The organism is Scytonema sp. NUACC21 (assembly GCF_054684315.1).
The window spans coordinates 84294-109976 of record NZ_BAAFZH010000100.1 but is presented as its reverse complement, the minus strand read 5'-3'; the positions used below and the strand labels follow the sequence as shown (position 1 = coordinate 109976).

The window sequence follows — 25683 nt, the reverse complement described above, 5'->3', positions numbered from 1 at the left end:
TAATCCAGTATCACGCTACTTGCTACAAATTTAAGAACTAAAACAACGCATTAGAAAAGACAGAGTCCCATAATTGTACCCTTCAGCAATGCTACCTCCTGCCTTCTGCCTTCAGCTTTGATTTTTGACTTTTGACTAAGATACATTTAAGGAGTTAACAGTGGAAAAAAATACGTTTGCTGCATCTGCTTTTATTGCCACCTCAGCAGAAAACGCTTTCGAGTACCTTTGCAGCTTAAAAAACTTGGACGATTGGACACTCTTTAGCCGGATGAAAGAGCAAATTGACGAAGATACCTGGCTTGGAACTGCATCTGCCTATCAGAACCATCTCTACTATCACGTAAAAAAGCTGAAACACCCTCTATTTTACGGCATTGAGTGGCACTGCGGGTTTGAATATAATAAGTACTTCCAAGTATACCCTGTTCTGCTATTTCCTCCAAGCTACATCGAAACGGGAACAGATGAGGAGGGTGTATACTTCCATTGGGTAAGCTTTGTCGATCCCAAACGACGGACTCCGATGATGGGCGAGGCAGTTGGTACAATACATACTTCTGAGTGTCGTTCTCTCAAGGCTATTTTGGAGCGCAAAGCCGGTCATACCGCAGCAGTGATGGGACGCAATTATATAGATAGTGAAACTATCTATATTGATGCTCCTATTGAAACGGGAGTCGAATACTTATCAAACCTGCGAAACATGAACGAATGGTCACATCTGCTCCGTCCATATGGTGAGATTTCCCCTCAATCAGGTGAGTTTCTCGATGAATACGACCAGAAGGTAAAAGTCACACTGCAATTGCATCATATGGATAAATACTACTTGCTTGAACAAGACTACTTCTATCCTGACTGCGGATTTCTTCAGCGCTCCCCCGTGCTGCTTGTCCCCACTGCCTATGCTTTTGGTGATTCTTCTGCCTCTGGCTTCATCCAGCATCGGATCTCATTCTGGAAAGTAAACCAGCCTTTACCTCGCGGCAAACTTCAGATTGAGGACTTTATGTCTGAGAGCATAAATATCAAGCGTTTGCTAGAAGGCAAAGCTGGCAACTTGGATACATTTGCCCGTGGAAGAAGCTATGTACCAAAAGCTTAGTGGGGCTTTGAAACTTTCTCATCTAGTCAATCGCATCAATGTTTTGATTTAAGTATTTGGATAAAATTTTAATTTTTTGGACATATGAAGAATAAGCAATTTCCTATTCTATTTCTCACATTTTGTGTTGCCTTTATTTTTGGATCGCAAGCCGCCAAAGCTGCATCGTTGACAGTAATTGCCGATGGTCTCGATAATCCACGGGGTCTCAGTTTCGGTCCTGATGGTAGTCTGTACATTACAGAAGCCGGTACTGGAGGAAATGGTGCTTGCATACCATCACCTAGTGTCCAATTGGCTCCTTTATGTATGGGCAACAGTGGTGCAATTACTAGAATTAAGGATGGTAAACAAGAACGTATATTGACAGGGTTCTACTCTCTTGGATATCAGCCCACGGGTAGTGAAGCCAGTGGAATCCAGGATATCAAATTTGATTCCGAAGGAAACGCTTATCTTATTTATGGTTTTGCAGGCGATCCAGGACGTCGTAATTCTCTACTCAACGCTCCTGAAATGGGACAATTCCACAAAATAGATTTGAACACAGGTTTGTTGACAAGTATTGCAGACCTGGCAAATTTTGAACTCAATTACAATCCGGATCGAGGTGATTTGATTAGTAACCCCTATTCTGTAACAATTAAAGGCAATCTAGCTTATATAGCTGAAGCGGGCGCGAACATTGTATTTACTGTGGGACTTGATGGTACTAACTTGACACCAATTCCATTCCCCCGTCAAACCGTAGAAAATGCCGACTTCCCACCTTCTATTCCTCTTTCAGAGCAACCAGATGAGCTTGTTCTTCAATCAGTGCCTACAGCTATTGCAATTGGTCCTGATGGTGCTGTATATGTCAGTGAATTAACTGGTTATCCCTATCAAGAAGGTGTAGCACGTATTTTTAGACTTGGGGATGATAATAAACCAGTAGTTTACGCTGATGGCTTTACACAATTAATTGACTTGGACTTCGATACTGCCGGAAACTTGTATGCCTTGCAGTACAATAATGAGTCGCCTTGGAAAGGTAGTACAGAGGGTTCTCTGATCCAACTTGCGCCTGATGGTACTCGCACAACTCTTTGGAGTGGCAATGGCATAGAGTCAGCCGGTGCCTTTACTATCGGTCCTGATGGCGCTTTTTACATCACCACCGGAGCCGATCTCCCGGCTACAGGGAAAGTAGTCAGACTTGATACTAAATCGGTTCCCGAATCTAGTTCTACAGCAGCTTTATTAGCAGCTAGCGCTATAGGTACTGTTCTGATACTGAAGCGCAAACCCAAACAACTATCCCAGACATTATCCCTGACTCACGACAACCAGGTTAAGGATGCTGATATTGCTTATTTCCAAGCTTGACATAAAAGGGATCGTCAGCTAAGCAACACAACAATGCTAAACTACCCATACTGAACTTACGTTACACCGGCTCCGCCCCAACATGAATGACGTATGAGTATCAATTCCTTTAATTCCTTGATACTCATACTTTGGGGCTACTTGCTTCCCGTGTTATTAAGGTGTGGGCTTTTAGTAGCCCTAATGATTTAAAGTGTAAATTAATACTTTATTGCTGGCGCGATCGCGGTACTATTTGTACGTGCTCTTTATAAACAAACCAGGTTTGTTGCCTAACCCGATTGCTGGAATTGTTGCATCTAGAAGGTAAATTCTGAAAAGTGACTTCCCAGTAATCTTGAGACCTCTCGACGTTACCATAGTAATTTGACCTGCGTTCGCTGTCTCGAACTGCTGCTTGTCTTGGGTCTTGATAAGACAAGACAACCAATCTTGTATTTGGGTTAGCAAAACACCTTTCACTCTCCAAATAGATTTCAGGTGATTGTCTAAACCAGTTTCCCGGTCTCTTGAAATAAGTTCCTTGAGGTGAAGTCACCGTTAAAAACCATGATGAAGTCGTTTGCGAAGATACGCTACTGGGACTCATGACACCCAGTACTCCACAAGTTGCAACCAGACAAGAAAGCAATCGTTTTGGATGCAAACGGGTATTATTAAGACTCATAAACACATTTCTTAAGTACACGAAAAATTATTTGTGTATTAGAAAAGATACTACAGTTTATCGCTTCTGTGACTACTGTTTTGAATAATGAGCAGATCTTCCAGTACACATCGGCAAAGATAAGGCTACTGTTGCACGCTGATTGTAAAGCTGGTTGTATTAGCGTGCTACTTTCATACTTTAGCCTTTATACTTCTCCGGAGGAGACGCTACGCGAACAGCCTTTTTGTACTAGCCTCGAAGTGACTCGACAGCCGCACTACTGGATTGATGCTGTTGCAGGGATTTGTGAAATGTTATGAACGCTAGGGCACTAACTGCTATTAGGTAGATACGCTGCAACCAGGCATTACTTAGCTTGAGAGTCATACGACCTCCGATAACTCCACCTATAAACATGGCAAGACTAAGAATTACTCCTAACTGGTAATCTATGATTCCTTGTTTCATAAAAATAAGGGTAGCTATCAGTGAGGAAAACACATTAATCAGTTTAGTTGTTGCTATTGCTTCAACAAAGGTCATCCGGAATAGCATAATGTATGTTGCTGTGAGTAAAGTTACGTAACCACCGCTGAAAAATCCTCCATAAATTCCCAGTATAAAAGTCGCTAAATAGCCTCCAATTTCTGTTATTGTTGAAGGGATATTATCAAGTAGAATCACTCCAGTATTTCGATTTATAACTGAAAACACAGCGGCGGCGATCGCCGATATAGAAATAATAAATGGCATTGACTGAGATGGAATAATAAAAACAAGCAATGCCCCCAAAATTGAACCAGCTATTGTTAAAACTATCAGTAGTGGTAAGCGTCTAGTATTAATCACTTTTTTCCCAACAAAAGGTAATGTTCCCCCAATACTCATAAATGTTAAGGCCATCATATTAGTAGCAATAGCTGTTCGGGGCTCGACTCCAAATTCAAACATTAATGGCACAGTAATCAGAGATGTGCTACCAGCAATTACGCTAATAATGCTTGTTATCAGAAAAATTCCAGCAAGAATAATGACTTGAGAAACAGTCATAAAATGAATGATTTATCTAAAATTTCAATTAGTATTTTGAAAGTTAATTCAAGATTTAGCAAGTACTTAAAGACTAAAACTTATTTTTACCAACGTGGTTGGAAAAATAAGTAAAGTTGGTAACAACTAAATTGGTAAAAAAAAAGAGATGCTGATAAATTTATCAGCATCTTGACTAAGGGAAAATCAAAAAATGCAAGTTAGTACTTATAAAGTATCTTGAAAATGGACAAAATTTTAAGTTCTTAATTGCAAATTAAACATCTGCTCTGGCTGCATATACAAAAGCACAGGGGTTGCCGCATCAAAAAATTACTACTTTTGATAGATGTAAAAAACCTGGCTTAAGATGATTTAGCCAGGGGTAGTTCATAAAGCCAAAGCGATAAGTATTTATATCGGAAATTATCAATGTGTCATTCACTATGGCTCCTTACACAAACGAGCAGGTAAGATTTCGCTATAACGGCGGAACTCTGACAGATACTGCTCTAAAACAACAAACTGAGGTAGATTAAGGCTGTAGTAAATCCAACGTCCTTCTTGTCGCGAGCGAACTAAACTTGCTTCCCGAAGAGTTTTCAGGTGAAAAGATAATTTTGACTGCGTGACCCCTAAGACATCACACAAGTCACACACACAAAGTTCTTTGTCTCGCAAGAGTTCCACTACACTAACCCTAAGTGGGTCGGAAAGGGCATGAAAACCAGAGACGATGAGATCGGAAATAATAGCTGGGGAGCTTTGCATCAATTACTTTTGATGGTAGGGGTGTCTGATTCTATTCTGAACCAGAAATGGTGACTTGTCTGTTGAACAGATATGTCGAGGACTAACTGTAAACAGAGAGATCGCTCTATGTTGCTGTAGGATAAATACTAACGGAACCTATGCCTCTAAAGAAGTGGAGTTTTTTATTCTTCAAGTGCAAAATCTTCTTTACGAGCACCACAAACGGGACATATCCAATCTTCTGGTATATCTTCAAATGGTGTCCCCGGTTCTATACCACTATCTGGATCGCCTACTTCTGGATCGTATTCATAGCCACAAAGCGTGCATACATACTTTTCCATAGCTCCTCCACTGATGATTGGTTGGCTGTGCCTCAATATTACTTTATACTTTGTAAGTTGTAATTTGTAATTATTCATTTAATTACAAATTACAACTTAGGAATTACAAATTATTCAGAGGTGTGCCCAACCATCCACTAAAGTTTTTCTTTTGTGTGGGAGATGGTTTTGCTTGTGGTTTTACCTGATATTTACTGGGACGTGGAGAACCCAAGATAACAGGTAGAGTGCGGAGTTCTTCATGATGGAAAACTGTCACTTGGATGGTATCGTTTGGTTGGTAATCTTTCAGCCTCTCGCTTAACTCATTTCCCGTGACCCGTAGACCATCAATAGCGAGCAACTCATCTCCAGGGTCAATTCCTGCTAATTGTGCTGGTGAACCTGCTTCAACGAACTTGATAATTTCCCGTCCGCGATCGCTACTGACTTTTGTACCCAGGTATGGTTCCTCGTCAGTTTCCACAACTAGTTGCAAGCCAAAGGGTTCTAGGTACTCATTGAAAGGCAAATCTTCAGTTCCATCAATATAGCGTTTGAAGAAATCAGTCAAATCTACTCCTGCAACGGACTCAATCGCTTCCTGCAACTGTTCTGGAGTATAACCGATTTCATCTTTGCCAAATTCATGCCACATTTTGACCATGACATCATCAAGAGATTGCTGATTGCCATTGTGAGAACGAATCAGCAAATCTAGCAATAACGACACCAATTCGCCTTTGAGATAGTAGGATATTTGGGAATTACCGCTATTTGCATCCTGACGGTATAGTTTAATCCAGGCATCAAAACTTGATTCTGATAGGGGTTGTACTTTGCGCCCTGGAGTGCTTTCGTGGCGGGTGATTTCCTTACTCAAATTGCTCAGAAAGGATTTCGCATCATAAATTCCTGCCCGTAGGGGTATCAGTAAGTCGTAGTAACTTGTTGTACCCTCACAGAACCATAATGAAGGCGTATAGTTTTCTTGGTCGTAGTCAAAAACTTCCAATGCCTGAGGACGAATGCGCTTGACGTTCCACAAGTGAAAAAACTCGTGTGCTACGAGTTGCATAAAGCGTTCGTACTTGTCGCGATCGCGAAATCCGAACCGGTGATAAATCAGAGAGCAGCTGTTTTTGTGTTCTAATCCACCATGAGCCTGATTGAATAAATGCAGCAAAAAGACGTATTTTTGATATGGCAATCCCCCAAACATTTGCGCTTCTGTACAGACAATTTTTTTTATGTCCGCTATCATTTGCTGCACGTGAAAATTTCCTTTTCCCCAGATGGCTAGTTCATGAGGTTTTCCTAAAACATCAAACTGATATAACTGATGGTTGCCAATTTCAAAAGGGTTATCTACAAGAGTATCAAAATCTGAAGCATAAAAACAAAATTCTTTTTCTGGGACTGGTGGTAATGCTGTAGTTACCCGCCAGTCTGGGTGTGGTGGTACAACGGTCACCTCAATTGGGAATTCTTCCCAACCCGGTATTCTAAAAAACAGCGCTGCACCATTAAAATAGCCGTGGCTACCGTCCAAGTGATTGGTTCGCACTGTGAGTTCGTTAGCAAAAATGCGATAAGTAATGGTTACTTCTGATGCACCATTTGTTTCGATCTGCCAATGATTTTTACTTATTTTCTGCCAAGGCAACGCCTTATCTTGAGCAAATGCAGTAAGATCCTGCAAATGTCTGGCATATTCCCGCACTAAGTATGAGCCTGGAGTCCATACTGGAAATTTCAGATCCAAAATTGAGGATGGGTAGCCCGCAATTTTCAGAGTCACCTCAAAGAGATGCGTTTCTGGTTGGGGCATTGCCACCTGATCGTGAATTGTGGGTGCGGTTTGTGCCTGATAAGTATTGCTCCGCAGTACAGTTGCTTTAGTCATCAGTGGTTGTGTGTTAGGAGATATGAATTACTAGTTACGATTTACTAGTTAATAGTCATTAGTCAACAATCAATAGTCAACAGTCAATAGTTACGAGTAAAAAAACTTGCTCTCTTATACAGTCTTCAGTACTGTTTTTAAAGTTTTTAGTTAAATAAAGCACTTGATAAAATCAAGAGTGGAACTGTACGCAGTCGTGTGACTGGCGAACAGATACAGCGTCTTTTAGTTGTATCATATTAACCTATTGTATGGTGAGTATCTTACTTTTAAAAGTATAAAAATTAACTTTTATTGGAAAAAATTATGTGAAATAGAAAAATCGGCGTGCGATCTTAAAACCAGCTTAATGTATAAAGATGTACAGATAGTCTAACAACGACGTTAGAGCATAAAAACAGGTGAGACGGACATCAAAGGCATTATATGAAGAAATGTAAATATAGTTAAAACCTTATTAAGAATAAATGACAAATGACGACCACAGCTTGTTGACTATCTACTGATAGATGTAATGATCAAGATTTTTGAAGAAAAAAAGATAATGTTTTTTTCCTTGAAAGTTTTCCGTACTTTACTTTGCACTAACTTACACTTTGCCAGCTAGATTTATCAACTGTTTAAAATTAATCAAATGAATAAGCTGATTGACATTATCTATTTTAATCCAACCCTTTTCATGTAGTTTTTCCATAATTTTTTTAGTTTCTTCGACGCTTATTTCCGTAACATCTGCTAAATCTTTGTAAGGAATATTATATATTTCTTTCCCTTTTTCTAAAGACTGACCATAACTTTCACCCAGGGTCACAAGAGTGTGGGCTAATTTCACTGCTGGTGGAGAAGAGCGCATTTGCAAGCGGACGTTAATTTGCCGCAATCGCCGCACCATCAGTTGCAGCATCCGGTGATGTAATTGAGGGTCTTTAAATAATATTTGAATAAAGCGTTCTCTTGAAACACTCAGCAACTTGACAGGTGAAAGAGCAATGACATCAGTCGAGCGCGGAGATTCATCCAAAATTGCCATTTCTCCAAAAAAATCGCCCCGACCCAGGATTGCTATGGCTACAGAATCTTCACCTATTGTCCGGCGGACTTTAACCCAACCAGACACCAGAAAATAAAGTGCATTACCCCAGGCATCTTCCATGAGAACAGCTCTTCCAGCGGGATATTCGTGGTCAATAGCAACAGAAAGCAGCCATTCTATTGTTTGCGGGTTGGCTGTGCTCATCAAAGGAAAAAGTTCACTAAAAACCTCTGTCTGCATTGAAATATCTATAAAAATAAAAATGTACTAAGTTAGCATGAAATTTCATACAAGCCCCGTACCAAGTCATAATTTGGCATCGGGATCGATTTTGGTGAGAATGGCTATAGCCCAAGCATCAGCCATCTAAACCTCCCTTGGTACTCCTGCCTGTGGAGGGTACTGGGATGCCAGCCCGATGGAATCAGGAAGTTTTAACAGTGAGGTTAAAAGCTCCCGACCACATTGCTTGTGGTTGGCGGGAGAGGGTCACAGACATCAATACCTCCTTTTGGCGATCCCTGGCTAACAGCTAGGTTTCTATTACAACACAATAATTATCGAATCGAAATCAGCGGTTTTACCGAGTTTATCCGTTGTCCGTTGTCCGTTGTCAAAAGTCCTTTTTCTTTAGTCCAATTGGTCTCTAACTAATGACCAATGACTAATGACTAATCACCAAAATCAGCCTTCATGAGTCAACAGTCAGTGCTATTTTTATTTTTTTTTTGGGCTGCTAGTTCTGGAATATCTGTCAGTATCTTAATCTGTTGATCTAAATTTTCCAGTACTTTGTTTAAGGTGTTGAAAGCTTCTAATTGCCCATTATCGAGTTTGTAATTGAGAGCAAGACGTTCTTTGAGTTCCCGTAACTTGTAGCTCAATTGCTGGGAAATTCCTACAGCATCACGGCTAAGACGTGCTAACTGTTGTTGTTGATAAAACTTTAATGCTGCTCCCCGCAAAACCTGTAGCGTTGCCTCTTCGCCATACATTCCTGGCATGACTCGCAAGCGAAGTAATAAGCGGTTTTGTTGATAGAGGCATTCTTTCTCTACTTGTTTTGGCTCTACAACAGTCATCATGGGTAGAGAGGCAAAACGCTTCAATTCATTTAGGACTCCTTGAAAAACGGAGAGTGGTACTTTTTCTAAGACGGATTGCAAAACTCCATTCTCACTCCAGAGTATTCTGCCGTGGTAAGGTCTTCTTTCCAAGTACAAACGACCTATTCCGTCTGCTAAAACTCGCCCTAGCAACTGTTCGAGTAATTTTTTTGGTGGTAACGCTGCCAATTCCTCTAGGGGACTGACTGTAGCTGGTGTTGGTAAGTGAAAGATATGTAGGTTGGTAGGTTCTGTGTCTTGATTATCTCTCTCTTTTTCCTGGTGGAGCGGGCTTTGATGATGGGGAGTTCGTCCCAAGCTTTCTGACTCTTTCAAGGGTGAATAACCAAACTGCCAGACCGTTTCTTCATTCTGTGGAATTTGCCCCTGAATTACTGTCTTTTCTGGCGATCGCCGCTCTGTTTTTTGGGGGATGATACTGTCAGATTGAGTATCAATTTTATGTGGGAGTTCGGCTGGGTTTTTCTCTTGAGCAATGTCTTCCCAGGATTTCGGTATTGGTTTGCCAGCAGTTGCCGCTGTATTCTTATGGTTTAGGTACGCTGAGAGTATGGTACGGTGGGCGTCGCCGCTTATCGGTTGGGTTTCCATCGTACAGTTTATATATGGCAGTATACGGTTAACGTAATCTATAGCCCCACTGTCTTGGGGATTTACCATTCCCAATACCAAATTGTTGTCTTTTATATTGAAGGGCAAAATCTGGTGATACAGGCAAGCCTCAAAGGACAAAGTACTTTCAATCAACCGAAAGATTTGCTCCCGGTCTAGCCCTTGTTCCCACTGAGTTTGTGTGCTGGGTAGCACTTGCTCACCACTTCCTGTGGCATCAGCTGGTTTACCCTCTGAAGACAACATACGGTTTAAATGCTAGATGTTTCTTTATATCCTATACTGCCCACTCATGAGTTGACATCATACAGCTCGTTATCCTTAAGTAAAAAAAACTTAAATAAATTACCTGTAAACCGATGGGTTGGGGAAGGAGTTGTATTAACTCATGGTCATTAGCTGACTGTTGACTCTTGAGCGTTGACTCGAAAGCCTTAACTGCCAATTGTCAATCAGTAGCAATTACTATTGACCATTTCCCTTGCCCCCTACACTTGGGTTCTCAAACCTTGGGCTGTCAGATAGACTTTCGTCCATTCGCCCATAGCTTGGTGATTTTTTAGTTTTAACTGTGGAGCAATTTCCTCAATAGAAAGACCTGATTTTCTTAATGCCAGAATCTGACGCTGTATTGGGGTCAATTTCTCGTGTAAGATTTCCCATTGTTTTGATGTCAGACCCAGGTTGTTTTCTTGCAAAGAGGTTGACAACCAGTTATCCACAAGTTCTGGTCTATCTTTGAGTGCAAACACCCGCACCGCATGGTAGCTTATTTTTTCCCGCAGGCGGTACACTTCTTTGATTGGCTTATTGAGTTCTTTAGCTATCGCATCTTGTGACTTCCCTTGCAAGTAGAGTTGCAGCCAAACTACAGCTTCTTGTCCGAGATGTTCTAGCAAATAGCTTTGAAATTCCTGCTTGACTGCTTGACGCAGTGTTTGCTGTTCCTCTGCTGCCTGTGCCTCTTGATATTCCGCAATTGCCTGAGTATCAACCAAGCTCACTCGAGTATCGCTGTCATCCGCCAGAATTTCTTCCGAGACCAGTTTCACCAAGTCACTACTTGGCACTTGGGTTAAGCCTCCACGTTGAGTCCGTCGTAGGTAGTTTACAAAACGATAAACTAGCAGTGGTTGGTTGCGTACTGGTCGCAAACAATACTCTTCTACACTAGCAAACAGTAGGGCGTTTTTGAGCCTGTCATCAGTCGTACACTCTGCAATGACTGCCATCTGCTGTTGTATGTAGTTATCACTTTGCAGCAATTCTTGGATAACTTCTTGTAACACATCTAGCACGCTTCGCTGGCGATCTCGGCTTAACGCTACCCAAGTTTGGATTTTGTTACGTAACGTTACCAGACTTCCGAGCCGAGTTATCAAGTTACGATAAGCACGTTCTCTAGCGATCCCCAAGTAGCGTTGACGCAAAATACGGTATCGGTACTCCATTGCCTGTCGGGCAATATCTAGCTCCTTTGCTGTGAGTACCTCAAATCTTTGTACATCACATCCTAGGAGCCAATCAACTATACTTTCTCTGTTGACTTGGTTTTGTTCTGGGCACTCTGTGGCCAATCGTTTGCGCCAAGATTGTGCCAGTTTTTCCGCCTCCGAAGCCATAGTGAGATTGCGCTCCTCGAAACCCTGTTTTAAAGTTTGCATCACAACCCCCTGTTTTCCCACTTAACTTTTTCACTGGCAGTTGCCCCTGATAAAATCATGTCCGTCATGACATTGACCTGGTTTCTACTCTTATTTACGTTCTGGCTGGCTTAAGTTATGCAGAAAGTTTTGCCTCTGTTATGCATCTTCTCTAGCTTGAACTACAGAAGATAGCGTTTTCTGCGGTTTTTGTAACTTTACAAAAATTTACATTTTCTAACTACGACAAGTAGTCTTAACCCTGAAAAACGCGCTTCTTGAAATGTACGAATATGTACGGTCTGAAAGATGAGGGTTTTGAAAAAACTGACATTTTGATTCCAATCTAGCTGGAGAAGAAAACTTTCCCTTGGCTAGACGCGGTTTTGTCAATATATGTTTCGCCTTTCAACAGTTACTTGAGTTATGAGCGATGGACGTTCGGTTATCACTGTTAACTGTGTACTGTTGTGGTATTTGTTATAACCTCGCCTAGATTGCCAGTGTGTTTTGAGTGATTTAGGGATTATACCATTTTGAATGTTAAATTAAAGACTAACGCAGACAGACGCGGACAATTGTATCTGTTCTATCGTCGCAAATCAGTACTTATAGCCACAGATGACAACAGTTGGATTTTGAAATCATCCTTGATAGGATGTTGCCAAAAAACAGAAGTCGCGTACCTACAACAAAATGGTATTGGTGAAAAATAAGAAAAAGCAATAGGTTTTATTATTTCTTCGGAGAATTTATTTGAGAGATACAAAAATCAACGAATATCGTCATAGAACCGCTTGAGGTATTGTGGTGAAACACCCACACCCCAAAGAAACCCAATGTAAAGATATATTGCTGTTGCTTTAAAAAAACCCCAATGTGCTACACGGCGATCGCTACTTTGGACAATGCGATTCACAAGACGGATGTGCCCGGTTTGTACCAACTTCAAGCATAAGTCTGCTTCTTCCATAATCGGGAGATTGCTATCAAATCCGCCACACTTCCAAAAATCAGAGCGACGCGTAAATATGACTTGATCCCCAAACAACAAACGCAGTCCTCGAAAAAACAGGTGTGGGCGAAATAGCAGTGGCGCATAATAAGTTTTCAACAAATTATGTAGCGACACTCCCCAACGAGTGGTTTTCTCTCCTGTCATTAGAGAAATAAAACCCCCAGCAGCAACGGTTTTTGTAGCGAGTGTCTGTTCAATGAGGGTCACCAGGTCATCGGGAACTAATGTATCGGCGTGCAAAAAGCACAAAAACTCCCCTTTTGCAGCCTCTGCACCTTGGTTCATTTGTGCAGCACGCCCGCGTTTTTGGGCAATCAGGACAGAAGCCCCTAGTTCTTTGGCTATAGAGACGGTTTCGTCAGAACTTCCGCCATCTACAATCAGCACTTCCCTTGCAGGAGGTGTTAATAGGCTAAGATGGCGCAGGGTGCGTCCCAAACACTTCGCCTCATTTAAAGTGGGAATAATAATGGAGACTTTAGACATAAGATTAGCCTTTTGTCCTTTGTCCTTTGTCCCTTGTCCTTAGATACAAATGACAAATGACAAATGACAAATGACAAATGACTATTACCTACGTACAATAGGATTTTCTACGGCTTGACGGTACTGTTCAACTTGCTCTGTATAACCGATAGGTAGAACAGCTTCGACGTTTTCATGGGGACGAGGAATAATAACCCATGATTCCAGAGTACCGCCATGAACCTTCTCTACGGCGTCAATACCGGCTGCCATTGCAGTTTTTACCTCTTGAACATCACCCCGTATATTAACAGTAAAGCGGGCGCTACCCACTCTGATATATCCAACCAGGGTGACTCGACCTGCTTTCACCATCGCATCTGCCGCTGCTAGTACGGCAGGAAAACCTTTAGTTTCAATCGATCCAACTGCCTGTAGTGGCATTGGTTATCTCCTGTATCAGTAAATGTATATGTCGCAACAAGATAATTGTACAAATGTTCATACCCATGCGATCGGTATGCGATCGGATTTTCTCTTAGTATACGAAACAAAAGTTATGGCAACGAATGAGAGCAGCCTTGGGGGATGACATGGATCTGTTCTGGATGAAAGAGACGGCGCAAGCAAGGTGCTGACCTCATAAGAACTGAATTGGCAATTATAGAATAAAAGTAAAGATTAGTTGCAATAGAAATACCAATCTCACTTGCAGTGTTAATTTAGTAATTGAAGCTAATAGCTTCCCTGGCAGATTTTAGCAGCCTTGAGTAAAAAGTTGAATTAAGTAAAGAGGTAAAAAGCTGTTTTCTTATCTGTCTCGTCAACTAACAACAACACCCAAGTCAAACGCTTATATTTCCTCAAAGTAGTAAAACGAGGGCGATGTCACTGATGTCAAGTAAGCTTTCAATTGGAAGCTGCGATCGGTACAACCCTGAATAGGATGACAAAGAGGAGGAAATCATTAGGCAAGTGGAGACTTGGGTGTTGTTGTTTTGTTATCCTCTTGATTTAGAGGTAATTAAAAATTATCAACTTTCATAAGTCAGCTACTTATTTGCTAGGGGTGATTCACAATTATAAACTTTCATAAGTCAGCTCCTTATTTGCCCAACTGGTTTCTTCTAAAAATTCACTAAATGTTGTTAAAAGCCCAGGAAACTCTTCTCGCAAGCGCTGAACATTTGCTTGATAACCTTTGTGACGATACCACTGAATTAAATCAAAAAGTTCTTTTCTCAAGAGAAGCAAAAAGATCCATGCGGGCGTCTCTCTGTAAACAACTGGAATTCCCTGTGCTTTAGAAAAAGCTTCTGCCATTTGCTTGGGAGTCAAGACATCTCCAGCCAGTTCAATGTCTTGCCCAATGTACTTGGAAGGATTTTCCATCACCCAGGCAGCAACGCGACCCATATCCTTTGTTGTAATCAAATGCATGGGTCTGTCTGGCTGAATAGAAAATGGAAAAACACCCTTAAGAATAGATGGACGAGTGTATTTCTTCCAAAATTCCTCCATAAACAAGCATGCCCGCAGCATTGTTGTGGCTAAGCCTGCCTCTTTGAAAATCTGCTCTACCTTGTATTTTTGCTCAATGTGCCCGATTCTAGAATTTCTATCTGCCCCGCCTGCTGAGTTATAGACAAAGTGCTTGATTTGACTTTGAACAGCAACTCGTGCAACTCTTTTTGCCCTCTCAATTTCTTGTGGGTCTGGTTTGGCAGAATCAGCCGCAGTGGCGTGGCAATAAACAGCTGAAATTCCAGCAAAGGCTGCTGCTAGTGAAGCTTCATCATCTAAATTTGCCTCAACCAGTTCAACTCCTGCATCATTCATCTTTAACAGAGATGGACGCGCAAGGTCAATTTTCCTCGTGATGGCACGTAAGTTGGTAACCCCTTGTTCGAGAAACCCCTTGACAACATGTGCTCCAGTGCCTCCAGTGACTCCAATAAGTAAGATATTACTCATGTTTTACCTGTCTGGGGGAAAAATAGTATGACATTTAGAAAAAAATTAAAACTCCTACGGATACCATTTAACCCGGTAGAAATTAGTAACTAGTACTAAAATCTACTGTGTATTGAGGTGTATCCTCCTCAGCCTTAACTGAAGTTAAGGCATTTACCAAATCATTGATTGATTTAATAAAAATATTAATTGCCCCATTCCAATCTCTTGGAATCTCATGTCCACAATTAGGACACTTGAATTTTTTGCTTCCACCCAATTTTTGGTGAACCTGTCCACACTTACTACAAGTTTTGCTGGTGTACTCTTCTGTAACGTCATGGACAATGCAGCTTCTTTTTAAGGCGTGGAATTTTAGTGTTTGTTTAAATCTGTAGTGAGACCAAGTCAGCAGATTTCTGGCTGTTTTGGAAGTGAACTTACGCTGCTTTTTTACAACCATTTGAGATGTCTCAAAAGTTGGCAAGAAAATGTGTTTGTAGTTTTTGGTTAAGAAAACCGAAGCTTTGTTATGAATCTCGTTAGTAAGATTTCTAATCCTAGTTCTTAACGCTTCTGATTGTCGTCTTAACTTCCACCTTAATCTTTTGTTAACTCTCCCTTTGGCTTTTGCGATTTGAGATTGCAGTTTGTCCAACCTTTGACACAACACAGCTATTTTAGCAATAGACCCGTCGCCTATTTCTACTAACCGTCCACCATCAAAACCAGTTAAAAATCTTCTGACACCAGGATCTAAGCCAATGCAGTTGCTTAGACTATTTGCTTCTATTTCCAATGGAATTGCAAAACAAATAAACCATCGTCCTTTATCAAGTAAAACGGTAAACTCTGATGGCATTTCTTCACATAAAGGCTCTGATGGATTTATCTGTAAGCTTTTCATAGCAATGCTTTCACCGTTTACATTAGCTTTGCTACTTGCATAATGAGTAAAACCTGCAATTTGCTTACCTTTACCTTTACCAGAATAAAAGACACCCCAGTATTTAGCACTTATTCGCAAACTTTTTACGGGTTCTCTACACGATTTAAATCTAGGACTTGTCTTATCCTTGGTTTTAGAAAAAGCTATTTTAGCATCAAAAACTGCTTCTTCTCTTGGAGAATATGGACATTCTGACACCCAATTAGGACAAGACTTAAGAATAGTTTCTCTTAGTTGAAATTTGCTAGGTTGTTTTTCTTTGTTTACAAAACAATCTCTTTGGTAAGCAATCGCTGCATTGTAGCACCAACGACAAGCCCCATACCATTTTCTATAAACTAGCCTTAAGTTAGCTTCTGGGTAAATCCGAATCTTCTTTGATTTTTTGTTTATACTTCCTGAGCCCGTAAAGCTTTGAACTGAAGACATGGATAATTGCCAAGATGTCTTCAACGAATTCTCGTTCACAAGACAAATCAATGCGGTTGAGAACCACGAGTTTTGTATTGTTGTGGGTGCAGATGTAATCGAGGATTTCAATTCCAAATCTTGCGAGTCTATCTTTATAGCTGCATACAACTTGCTCGACGTCTCCAGACAAAATTTGTCCCAAAAGGGTTTGTAAACCTTTTCGTTTGTAGTTGAGTCCAGAGCCAATTTCTTTAATGACTTCGCCTTTGGGAAAGAGTGATTGGAGGTAATCTGCTTGTCTGTTGAGGTCGTCTCGTTGCTTATGAGAACTGACTCTGCAATAGAGAATGGTTTTTCGCTGCTTGGTGAATTGTGGTGTAAGGACTGAATCGATATCATATCGTCTGTGTCCCGCCGGAGTTCTAATGGTAGAGATTTTTCCGGCTTTGTCCCAGTCTCTAAGAGTTTTTTCTGAGACTTGGAGGATTTGCATCGCTTCTCGCGGTGTAACATACCTAGTCATGAACTGTATTTGCCAAAATATGCTGTTGCACTTGAGAATCAGCAGCAGATTGGTACAAACGAGTCACATTTGCCTCAACAGGAATAGTTTCAGAAAGTAACCCTGTCTGGTTGAGAGATGGATCGTCATAGCGAACCTGCAATTTAGCGATGGTTTGTCTACCTTCCGCTAACTGTCCCAAGTAAATGTTCGCCAGAATCACTCGTTCTGCATCCTTCATCAAATCGCCCAAACGTACAGAGTAACGCCCATCAACCTCTAATTGTACTGGCAATTCAATTGTGTCTGGAGCAACTTGGGCTACGGGTTTTAGTTCTGCAAATCGCACATTAGGCATGAGAGAGAAAAGCAGATAAGCATTAGTCAATCCCACCGTTTGAGCACGGGTAAAGAGACGGCTAAACTCATCGACCACCTGTTCTGCTTGCTGAACGTAAGATAAAGTCCCACCGCCAGCATCGGCGATTTTTTCCAGAACATCCTGGTTCCAGTTATCGCCAAATCCTAAAGTGTTCAAAGTCAAACTATAGCCAGCAGCTAATTGAGCAAATTTCAAACAACGGTTGTTATCACCGTGCTCGTTTTCACCATCAGTAAGTAAGAAGGCTTGAGAAATAGTTTCTTTTTTTCCTTTTGCCAGTTCCTCTATACCCAAACGCAACCCCTCGTCAATTGCAGTACCACCGTCAGCAGTAAGACGGTTGATTTGTTGCTTAACGCGTTCTGGGTTTTCGATAATTTGATTCGGTACCAGAACTTTAGCACGGTGGTCAAAAACAACGATACTGAGACGGTCCCCAGGATTGAGTCTGTCAACAAGGCGAATTGCCGCTTTTTTGACAATTTCCAGTGGTCGTCCGCTCATAGAACCACTATGGTCGAGAATGAGGCATAGATTCAGAGGGACGTTACGATCCATAATTTCCGGCATTGCAGAAATGGAAATCGCCAACTGACGTTGACTGCTAGATTGATTTGCATCTAAATTGCCATCATTGAGAGCTGGCTGTAGGCTAACCTTCATAATCCCCCAAACTTCTTACACGGGATATACTAATTTATAGATAACTTCAATCTCCAGTTTCAGCTCTTCGGAAAACCTCCGCGACAAGAACTTTAACAAAAACGTAATAAGTTAGGAGTTAGAGGAATCCACACCTCCAACATACCTAGCATCGCGCTAGGATGTACTACAGTTAACGGAATTAATTGAGCAACAGTTGCTATGGAAACCTCCCCCATCAAGGCTGTTCAAGCCCCCTACTACGGCGATAGCTTCTACCGGTCTCCGCCGCCAGATTTGCCTTCCCTCATGTTGAAGGAACGAATCATATACCTGGGACTGCCCTTGGTTTCACCGGATGAGTATAAACAGCAACTGGGAGTAGACGTAACAGAACTGATTATTGCTCAGCTTCTCTACCTGCAGTACGACGATCCGGAAAAGCCAATTTACATTTACATCAACTCCACAGGCACTTCTTGGTACACTGGGGATGCCATAGGCGCTGAAACGGAAGCATTTGCTATTTGCGACACCCTAAATTACATTAAGCCTCCCGTCCACACCATCTGTATCGGTCAGGCGATGGGTACGGCAGCTATGATTCTATCTTCAGGAACCAAAGGCTACCGCGCCAGTTTACCCAATGGGTCAATTGTATTGCACCAAGCAAAACGCCGTACTGGCTACGGGCAAGCAACAGACATTCAAATTCAAGCACAAGAGGTGCTAACGAACAAGCAAATGATCCTGAAAATTTTCTCCAAGAATACGGGGCAACCTCCGGAGAAAATTGCCAAAGATATGGATCGCATGTACTATATGACACCTCAAGAGGCAAAAGAATACGGCTTGATTGACCGGGTTTTGGAAAGTACCAAAGAACTTCCTCAAGCAGTGGCTGCGACCCTTCCTCGTTAAATCTTAATTTTTCACTCAACCCAAGAGAAAACCACTATGCCAATTGGTATTCCTAGAGTCCCTTATCGTTTCCCTGGGGAACCTTATACCCAGTGGATTAATATCTACGAACGCCTTGCCCTCGAACGAATCATTTTCCTGAGTGGAGAAGTCACCGATGGTATGGCTAATGCCATTATTGCCAGACTGCTTTACATGGATTCCGACGACCCAACCAAGGACATCAGCATTTACATCAACTCTCCTGGTGGTTCGGTGACAGCAGGTCTTGCCATTTATGACACCATGCAGCATATCAAAGCTAATGTCGTTACCATCTGCGTGGGTATGGCAGCCTCAATGGGATCTTTCCTCCTAGCTGCTGGCACAAAGGGCAAACGTCTTGCTTTGCCCAATACTCGAATTCTCATTCACCAACCTCTTGGCGGCGCTCAAGGTCAAGCTACTGATATTGAAATTGAAGCTAAGCAAATTCTTAGAATGCGGCAGCAACTCAATGAAATGTTAGCAGCTCGCACAGGTCAACCTATTGAGAAAATTCAAAAAGATACAGACCGTGACTACTGGATGTCTGCTCAAGAGGCGAAGGAATACGGTTTGATTGACCGTGTGATTGAAGAACGGTAGAGGACGAGGGGAGTGAGGGAGTGAGGGAGTGAGGGAGTTTCTAATACAAATAGTTCATTTTTTTCTCTTAATCCCCCACAGCCCCCAAGCCCCCAAGCCCCAAGCCCCTATTCTCCATTATTAAAAATGTAAATTATGGACTTTAAACTAAAAATTAAGTCATTATCATAAAAACTTCATGCTTAGGCTTTAAGCTAATAGCTGATATTCGTCATAGCTGATAGCTCAGATGGATCTAGGAGATTGCTACCGTTTATTAGGTCTCAGGTCGGGAGCCTCGTTTTCCGACATCAAAGCGTCATATCGCCGTTTGGCGCAGCAATACCATCCCGATATCAACCCAAATGACAAAAAAGCTCAAGAAAAGTTTATTGCTGTAACCGAGGCATACAAGCTATTGTTGCAGGTGGTTCCACAGCAAGAAACATTCCGGCAGGTCACTCCGTCACCAACAGTTGAACGTCAGGAAACAGTAACGCGCCCAGAACCTCCAAGAAAGGAAAAACCAAAGCCAAAACCAAAGCCAAAACCGCCTAATGTTGTGGACATCGAAAGGCGGTTGAAGTGGCGGACTTACGAGCAATTGCAGCAGTTCTTGAAACAAAAGCGCTTCCCTCAAGCAACTGCCCTGGCGGAAGCATTGGCACAGCGTCTACCAGATGATGCAGAAGTGCGCCAGTGGCAAGCTATTTCCTATCAGCTTTGGGGGCGATCTTTAATTGCTGACAACCAGCCGTTGAAAGCTAGGATTTATCTTAAAAAAGCGCTGAAGACTGACCCCAATAATAAAGCTTTATGGCTTGAGGTGCAGCGAGATTTCGAGCGCTTAGAGCAGATTTTTTAAACTGAGTTGGATCTAAAAAACGGACGCTGCTTTTCAATTCGTCGGACTCGACCAATTAACTCGGGTGGATATGCTTCATAAGAATTGGGGTTACGCTCCACAGCTTGCACGTGATACTTTGAGGTGTGAGTAAAAGCGTTTTTTCCAACCACGGGTCTAAGTTCGTCTGGTTCGTAGCCTGTAGCAAGTTGTACGGCATGAGCTAATTTGGGAATTTTTTCTAAGGGAAAGCGTTTTTCTCCTCTTTTTTGGTGCAGAACAACAGCAAGTTGAAGTAAATCCGCGATCCCGGTTCTTTCTCCAATTCCCAATATCGATGTATCTACAACAGCAGCTCCTGCATCTATTGCTACCAGTGTGTTTGCTAGTGCTAAACCAAAGTCATTGTGTAAATGCACTTCAACTTCACAACCAAAGGTTTTGACAACACGCGATACTAGTTCTGCACAGGTCGATGGTTCCAGAATACCAACTGTATCGGCTAAGCTTATGCGTTCTGCTCCTGCAAGGAGCGCTATCTCACTCACCCATTCAATATCATCCCACTGCGTTCGGGATGCATCCTCAATCGTGAAACGCACTTTTAAATCTAACTGTTTTGCCTCTGCGATCGCCACTTTTATTTTCTCGCTAATATAACCTTTGTGGTGGTTCACAAATTTAGTTTCTGTTGCTAGGTGATTCACTGCAGCCCAAATTCCCACCCAGTCAGCTTTTGCTCGCTTGGCGGCTCGTATCTCTTCCACGTTTGCTCTAGCATGCATTAAGATTTGCGTAGAGCGGGCTGCTTGCGCTACTTCCAGACAAATCTGCTCATCTTCTGCTGAAATCCCCGGATGACCGACTTCAACGCAGTCAATTTGAAACTCTTCTAAAAGATGAAGAATTTGGATTTTATCTTGGCAGCTAAAACGAACCCCTGCCTGCTGCTCTCCTTCTCGCAAAGTGGCATCTAAAATTTGGACATTAGACTTCTTTTCGTACTTAATTTCCTTTGACATTAGTTGCTTTTTTACAACCTTACTTATTCAGCAAATCGATCGAGAGCATACCTTGTAAGCAGTAACAAATTTGTGCGAGCATAAACTATCACTTAATTCTCTTTAATTATAAATTTTTTCTTAAAATTTTTTTCGACTGATTGCAGGAGTTTATGTAAAGACGCGCCATGGCTCGTCTCTACATTCGCCTTCTCATCAGGCTTTTAGTTTTATCTAAACCGTATTGTCCTATGTTTAGCGAGGTTATTGTATTTTTTTATACAAAAAATAACCATCTTTGCCCCGGTCAAGAACTGCTATTTTCAAGACAGGTGGATGGGAAGAAAAACACTAATATTAAGGAATGTACAAATAACTGGAAGCCTTGACTGAACTTTTGATTAATAACCAATGACAACTTTAACGAGTTAACTTTAATTTGTGTCAATCTACTGAATGATTTTACTTAAGGAAAATTATGTCATCTTTAGTTATTCTTATTGCTGCACTAATTGTTGCCTTGATAGTTTTCAGGGCTTTGTTCAGTTTGTTTAAAACAGTTGTTAGTAGTGCGATCGCTATCTTTGTTATTATCGTCATCTTGACGTTTTTTGGCTTTAGTCCCGAAGATTTGTTGCAAGAAATTACCAAATTGCCAGAAACTTTACAGGAGTTACTCAAAGGGGGCTCGTAAAAATTTAGAACTAGTCAAATTATCTGAGAGGAACAAATTGTAGCTGTCCCGTAGTCGGATGAGGCTTGGCTCTTACTAATTGTTGAATGTTGTGTTCTTTGCGATCGCCATTATCTAAAAAGGAAATTTTTCCTGTAGCACCGCTTGCTGTAAAATTAGGAGATGCCATTGTCTGTTCCAAATTTACACGATTGGGAGATGAAAGCTGTTCCGTTGCTGCCATAAATACGCGAGTCGCATCATAAGATAATGCTGTACGCCAATTAACAATTTCTCCCCATAATTTTATGGCTGCTGTTGCATATTCTTGGTTGGGGCTACTCAAATAATGCCAAGGTATCCCCACCACCATTCCTTCTACATTATTGCCTGCACGTTCAAGTATGTTGGGTATAAAAAGACCATCGCCACCAACAATTGGGTAGCGTAACTGATTAGCACGAATCAGGCGAAAAACAGTATCCGAGATAAGACCATCGCTATTAGGAAGTATCACAAGCACATCTGCATTTTTTGTTTGTACCTCATTCATAGCGTCACTTACATTAAAACTTGGATCTTTTAAATCGAACTCTCTGACAACTATTCCTCCACCCGCACTCAAGCTTCTTTCTATTGTGTCTCGCATGGAACGACTGTAATTGCTGCGTGAATTAAAAAATACTGCTGCTCTCCGTTTCCTAGCATTTGTTAATATATAGCTTGTAAGATTTTGGGCAATATCTCTGTCAGTGTAAGCAACTCGGCGAAAATAACAATGGGATTGTCCGCATACAGTTGATAAGTCCTTTGATGTAGCGGTGGGAGAAATGGATGGCAATTTGTGTTGTTGATACGTACCGACACTGGCGATGGTCGTATCACTTGTAAAGTGACCAACAACACCTAGAACATCCCGTTTTTTCACCAAAGTTTCTGCTATTTTCTTAGCTTGGAAAGTGTTATTGTTGTCAGTAGCAATGAGAATTTTGATACCGTACTTGTTCTGATGGCTCTTATTAAACTCGTCTTGAGCGTGAGCAACTCCCCGCAGAATTTCTTTACTTAAGTTTATACTATCGTTATTATTTGTCATTGGAACAACAACTGCAAAAGTGTAGCTTTTTGGCACTTGATGAAAAATTCGGGCGTTATTCAAGTAAATTAAGGTTTCGGGATCGCGGTTCTTTTTCCACGAATTTTCTAAAAACTTTACAGCATCCTGATATCTTCCCTCAGCAAATGCCTTGACTCCCTCCTCTTTCTCTATATTTGTACTTTGTGTAATAATAATTTGTTCTCCACAACTTATGTTGTCATCTGTTGGAAATTCACGCAAGCTGCTCTTGGAACAACCATCAACTCTATTTAAGAAAGACCAAGCGGTACCTCCAAGGGATACAGCGAAAGCCAAAACTACTGTACCTGCTAACAGTTTTTTTATCGGTAGTCTCTTATTTTCAATAATATTGGAATGAAGACCATCTCTTGGCCTGGAAGATGGTAAAGTATCAAAAAATGCCAAAGTTCTAATGCTATTGTCAATTTGGCTGTGCCCGTTATTTTCATAGTAAGTAGATTGAACGAATGTTGGTTCAGACAAGGTTTTTTTTACACTTTCTGCTGGTTCACATCCAATGCTTATTTCACTTTTCTGTTCCAACTTGTTTTCGTCGTTTTTTTTGATTTTTGCTAATTTATGCAGAATTTCCTTTGTATCTTGTGGACGATTTCTTGGCAAGGTTTCCATCAAATCATCTATGAAATTTGCCAGACCCTCAGCAATCTGTAGCTCATCTCGCCATATTTTTTTTTCCCTATCTCTAAAGTCATAGGGAAGCTCGTAAGGTTCTTTCCCAGTTAGTAGATAGACAAATGTACGACCTAGAGAAAAAAAATCTGATTGAGGAACAGCTTGACCTTGGCGTTGCTCTGGAGCAGTATATCCTTGTGAAGAAATTGTTGTCACTTCTTCTTTCGCTAAAGCTTCCGGGTAAGTATCTGTCATTTCTCTCACCGCCCCAAAATCTATCAGCACAAGTTCCCCATCGGCTCTTAACATAATATTGGATGGTTTAATATCCCTATGAAACAGTTTGTTCTCATGCACTGTATCCAAGATATTTACCAATTTAATCAACCATTCAACAGCTAAATCTTCCTCAATAGGACGGTTTTCTCTTTGTTTAATATACTCTTGTAAATTTAATCCCTCGACTTTTTCCATAACAAAGCAAGGGAACAAATCTTGTCTGTCTTTGACTTTGAAGTGAAAATATCTATATCCTTTAGGAATTCCAGGATGATTGAGTTCCTGCAGCACTTTCGCTTCTTTCTCAAATAACTCCGCCAATTTGTTGTGTGGTTGTTCTAGAACTTTGAGTATTTTGACTCTTCCCTTCTCTAAAACTTCATAGACTGCTGTATATGGTCGTTTTTCCAAAATTTCCACGACACGATAGCGACCTTCTAGCAGCAATTCTGACCCACAGCTACAACAGAACAGCCTACCATCAGGGTTATGAGGATTTCTACATATAGGATTGATACAGTATGTCATAGGTTTTTCAATATGGACGATCCTTAAAGTTCCTCGCGCCTCTGTAACCCTACAAACTTATTTTCCTGTAGAAACGCTTTCCTGAAAAGTCCATTGTATAGTTAATATAGCAAACCTATTGAATTTGTGAAGTTGATTTGTCTGAATTGCAAGTCACAACTTAAAGCTTTTTTACGTTAATTTTCTCCAAATACAATAAAAATGATTGCTACTCTTGTTGCTACTACACGCAAGAAAGGTTAATGCGAAATATTGACGAAATTGGTTTGTAAACTGCTGCTACTGTACTTCATAAACCTGCAATCGCCTGTAAGCTCAATTTGTGATGCCGTTTTTCATTATTGCCTGACACCAGCTAAGATGAACGCGATCGCTTCTTTGGTATGCTGTTCTAACATTGCTTTCCCAAGTGGGCGCTTACCTTGGGCAAGATGCTTGAAGTTTCCATGACCAATAAAGTAAAATAAACAAGTTCCCATAATATTGATAGCCGTTTGCAAGGGGTCGAGCGATCGAAATACACCAACTTCAACGCCTCGCTTCAGAATCGCCAACAAAGTTGTATCAATAGCTAAGGAACTAGCGTGCTTGTAGTATTGCCCCTGATTCTGTACTGCTTCGTGGAACATAATCATCGGCAGTTTTGGGTTACGCGACACACAACCTAATAACGCAAGTAGAAACTTTTCCAAAGCGACTTCTGGTGAGAGTTGCTCCCAGTCTAGCTGTTGATTGGTTTGCAAAAGTTCCCCATGCGATCGCTCCAACACTGCCCGATACAACCCTTCTTTATCTTTAAAGTAATAATAAATCATAGATTTTGCCACACCAGTTTTAGCGGCGATTGCTTCTGTTCGGGTGGCAGTTAAACCATGTTTAGCAAACTCCTCTTCTGCTGCTGCTAAGATGACAGCTTGGGTTGCTTCAGCATCTCGAACCTGCTTGGTACTGGATAACTTCTCTGCTTTCGTTCTTCGAGTCACGGCATTTTTAACTTGTCAACAGACTTGTCAGTTAGTATACCCTGCCTACCTTCCTAACTTTTCACGGTATCTGAAAAACCCCACTTCCATTCCTCTCACGCCAGTTGCTACAACTCCCGAAGAGCAACGCACTGGCTCCCCTACAAGGACAGAGGTGTTGATTTCTCCCCCTTCCCTTGTAGGGAAGGGGGCTGGGGGGTTAGGTTTTCCTTCCACATGACG

At 41.4% G+C, this 25683-nt stretch carries 24 protein-coding genes and 1 pseudogene; 8 read left to right on the top strand and 17 right to left on the bottom strand.

Translation table 11 applies throughout. The features are described 5' to 3' along the window. Positions 1-160: 160 nt before the first annotated feature. Together scyC and ACYRY3_RS32055 are read left to right on the top strand one after the other, a co-directional pair. The gene (scyC, locus tag ACYRY3_RS32060) at positions 161-1108 is read left to right on the top strand and encodes a scytonemin biosynthesis cyclase/decarboxylase ScyC (protein ID WP_460205708.1); all 948 of its coding nucleotides are present in this window, start codon (positions 161-163) and stop codon (positions 1106-1108) included. Between the two features lie 84 nt (positions 1109-1192). After that, positions 1193-2476 carry a ScyD/ScyE family protein gene (locus ACYRY3_RS32055; RefSeq protein ID WP_460205707.1) on the top strand — a complete coding sequence of 428 codons (1284 nt, stop codon included), beginning with the start codon at positions 1193-1195 and terminating at the stop codon, positions 2474-2476. 208 nt (positions 2477-2684) lie between these two features. On the opposite strand, the gene ACYRY3_RS32050 is transcribed toward ACYRY3_RS32055, so the two are convergent. From ACYRY3_RS32050 to ACYRY3_RS32025, 6 genes are all read right to left on the bottom strand, one after another. Then, complete coding sequence (locus ACYRY3_RS32050; RefSeq protein WP_460205706.1) at positions 2685-3143, bottom strand: hypothetical protein; 459 nt, start codon at positions 3141-3143, stop codon at positions 2685-2687. Between the two features lie 231 nt (positions 3144-3374). Then, on the bottom strand, positions 3375-4175 hold the full coding sequence (locus ACYRY3_RS32045) for a sulfite exporter TauE/SafE family protein (protein ID WP_460205705.1): 801 nt from the start codon (positions 4173-4175) through the stop codon (positions 3375-3377). Between the two features lie 423 nt (positions 4176-4598). Further along, positions 4599-4925: an ArsR/SmtB family transcription factor gene (locus ACYRY3_RS32040; protein ID WP_460205704.1), complete on the bottom strand. Its 327-nt coding sequence runs from the start codon at positions 4923-4925 to the stop codon at positions 4599-4601. Positions 4926-5089: 164 nt separating this feature from the next. Further along, the gene (gene rd / locus ACYRY3_RS32035; RefSeq protein WP_460205801.1) at positions 5090-5251 is read right to left on the bottom strand and encodes a rubredoxin; all 162 of its coding nucleotides are present in this window, start codon (positions 5249-5251) and stop codon (positions 5090-5092) included. 103 nt (positions 5252-5354) lie between these two features. Beyond that, complete coding sequence (locus tag ACYRY3_RS32030; protein WP_460205703.1) at positions 5355-7136, bottom strand: M61 family metallopeptidase; 1782 nt, start codon at positions 7134-7136, stop codon at positions 5355-5357. A gap of 589 nt (positions 7137-7725) precedes the next feature. Beyond that, on the bottom strand, positions 7726-8409 hold the full coding sequence (locus tag ACYRY3_RS32025) for a Crp/Fnr family transcriptional regulator (RefSeq protein WP_460205701.1): 684 nt from the start codon (positions 8407-8409) through the stop codon (positions 7726-7728). A 167-nt stretch (positions 8410-8576) separates the two neighbouring features. Between ACYRY3_RS32025 and ACYRY3_RS32020 the strand changes: the two genes are divergently transcribed. Further along, positions 8577-8705, top strand: a complete 129-nt coding sequence (locus tag ACYRY3_RS32020) for a hypothetical protein (protein ID WP_460205700.1) — start codon at positions 8577-8579, stop codon at positions 8703-8705. 162 nt (positions 8706-8867) lie between these two features. Here ACYRY3_RS32020 and ACYRY3_RS32015 read toward each other — a convergent pair whose 3' ends face one another. Continuing rightward, positions 8868-10154, bottom strand: coding sequence for a GspE/PulE/PilB domain-containing protein (locus ACYRY3_RS32015; RefSeq protein WP_460205699.1), 1287 nt, complete (start codon positions 10152-10154; stop codon positions 8868-8870). Between the two features lie 242 nt (positions 10155-10396). Continuing rightward, the gene (locus ACYRY3_RS32010; RefSeq protein ID WP_460205698.1) at positions 10397-11572 is read right to left on the bottom strand and encodes a HetZ-related protein 2; all 1176 of its coding nucleotides are present in this window, start codon (positions 11570-11572) and stop codon (positions 10397-10399) included. Between the two features lie 515 nt (positions 11573-12087). Between ACYRY3_RS32010 and ACYRY3_RS32005 the strand changes: the two genes are divergently transcribed. Beyond that, entirely contained in the window at positions 12088-12267 is a 180-nt protein-coding gene (locus tag ACYRY3_RS32005; RefSeq protein WP_460205697.1) for a hypothetical protein, read from the top strand. A 56-nt stretch (positions 12268-12323) separates the two neighbouring features. Here the strand turns inward: ACYRY3_RS32005 and ACYRY3_RS32000 are convergent, their stop codons facing one another. The 6 genes and pseudogenes from ACYRY3_RS32000 to ACYRY3_RS31975 all read right to left on the bottom strand — a co-directional run. After that, positions 12324-13055 carry a TIGR04283 family arsenosugar biosynthesis glycosyltransferase gene (locus tag ACYRY3_RS32000; RefSeq protein ID WP_460205696.1) on the bottom strand — a complete coding sequence of 244 codons (732 nt, stop codon included), beginning with the start codon at positions 13053-13055 and terminating at the stop codon, positions 12324-12326. 84 nt (positions 13056-13139) lie between these two features. Then, positions 13140-13478, bottom strand: a complete 339-nt coding sequence (locus ACYRY3_RS31995) for a carbon dioxide-concentrating mechanism protein CcmK (RefSeq protein ID WP_460205695.1) — start codon at positions 13476-13478, stop codon at positions 13140-13142. A gap of 636 nt (positions 13479-14114) precedes the next feature. Continuing rightward, positions 14115-15008, bottom strand: coding sequence for an NmrA/HSCARG family protein (locus ACYRY3_RS31990; RefSeq protein ID WP_460205694.1), 894 nt, complete (start codon positions 15006-15008; stop codon positions 14115-14117). Positions 15009-15090: 82 nt separating this feature from the next. Continuing rightward, positions 15091-16365 carry an RNA-guided endonuclease InsQ/TnpB family protein gene (locus ACYRY3_RS31985; RefSeq protein WP_460205693.1) on the bottom strand — a complete coding sequence of 425 codons (1275 nt, stop codon included), beginning with the start codon at positions 16363-16365 and terminating at the stop codon, positions 15091-15093. Next, a complete protein-coding gene (locus ACYRY3_RS31980) occupies positions 16286-16870 on the bottom strand; it encodes an IS607 family transposase (RefSeq protein ID WP_460205692.1) in 585 nt (194 codons plus the stop codon). The genes ACYRY3_RS31985 and ACYRY3_RS31980 overlap by 80 nt, the downstream gene beginning before the upstream one ends. Before the next feature lie 10 nt (positions 16871-16880). Further along, positions 16881-17894: pseudogene (locus tag ACYRY3_RS31975) on the bottom strand (vWA domain-containing protein); the annotation flags it as partial. A gap of 201 nt (positions 17895-18095) precedes the next feature. Between ACYRY3_RS31975 and ACYRY3_RS31970 the strand changes: the two are divergent. From ACYRY3_RS31970 to ACYRY3_RS31960, 3 genes are all read left to right on the top strand, one after another. Beyond that, positions 18096-18794 (top strand): ATP-dependent Clp protease proteolytic subunit, encoded by a 699-nt coding sequence (locus tag ACYRY3_RS31970; protein WP_460205691.1) that lies wholly within the window; start codon positions 18096-18098, stop codon positions 18792-18794. A gap of 36 nt (positions 18795-18830) precedes the next feature. Continuing rightward, the gene (locus ACYRY3_RS31965; protein ID WP_460205690.1) at positions 18831-19421 is read left to right on the top strand and encodes an ATP-dependent Clp protease proteolytic subunit; all 591 of its coding nucleotides are present in this window, start codon (positions 18831-18833) and stop codon (positions 19419-19421) included. Positions 19422-19650: 229 nt separating this feature from the next. Continuing rightward, positions 19651-20265 (top strand): J domain-containing protein, encoded by a 615-nt coding sequence (locus tag ACYRY3_RS31960; protein WP_460205689.1) that lies wholly within the window; start codon positions 19651-19653, stop codon positions 20263-20265. Here the strand turns inward: ACYRY3_RS31960 and ACYRY3_RS31955 are convergent. Continuing rightward, on the bottom strand, positions 20262-21266 hold the full coding sequence (locus ACYRY3_RS31955) for a homocitrate synthase/isopropylmalate synthase family protein (RefSeq protein WP_460205688.1): 1005 nt from the start codon (positions 21264-21266) through the stop codon (positions 20262-20264). The genes ACYRY3_RS31960 and ACYRY3_RS31955 overlap by 4 nt on opposite strands. A gap of 457 nt (positions 21267-21723) precedes the next feature. Here ACYRY3_RS31955 and ACYRY3_RS31950 point away from each other — a divergent pair, with 457 nt between their 5' ends. Next, positions 21724-21939 (top strand): hypothetical protein, encoded by a 216-nt coding sequence (locus tag ACYRY3_RS31950; protein ID WP_460205687.1) that lies wholly within the window; start codon positions 21724-21726, stop codon positions 21937-21939. A gap of 19 nt (positions 21940-21958) precedes the next feature. Here the strand turns inward: ACYRY3_RS31950 and ACYRY3_RS31945 are convergent, their stop codons facing one another. Further along, positions 21959-24478, bottom strand: coding sequence for a bifunctional serine/threonine-protein kinase/ABC transporter substrate-binding protein (locus tag ACYRY3_RS31945; RefSeq protein ID WP_460205686.1), 2520 nt, complete (start codon positions 24476-24478; stop codon positions 21959-21961). 338 nt (positions 24479-24816) lie between these two features. Next, the gene (locus ACYRY3_RS31940; RefSeq protein WP_460205685.1) at positions 24817-25461 is read right to left on the bottom strand and encodes a TetR/AcrR family transcriptional regulator; all 645 of its coding nucleotides are present in this window, start codon (positions 25459-25461) and stop codon (positions 24817-24819) included. Between the last annotated feature and the right edge of the window lie 222 nt (positions 25462-25683).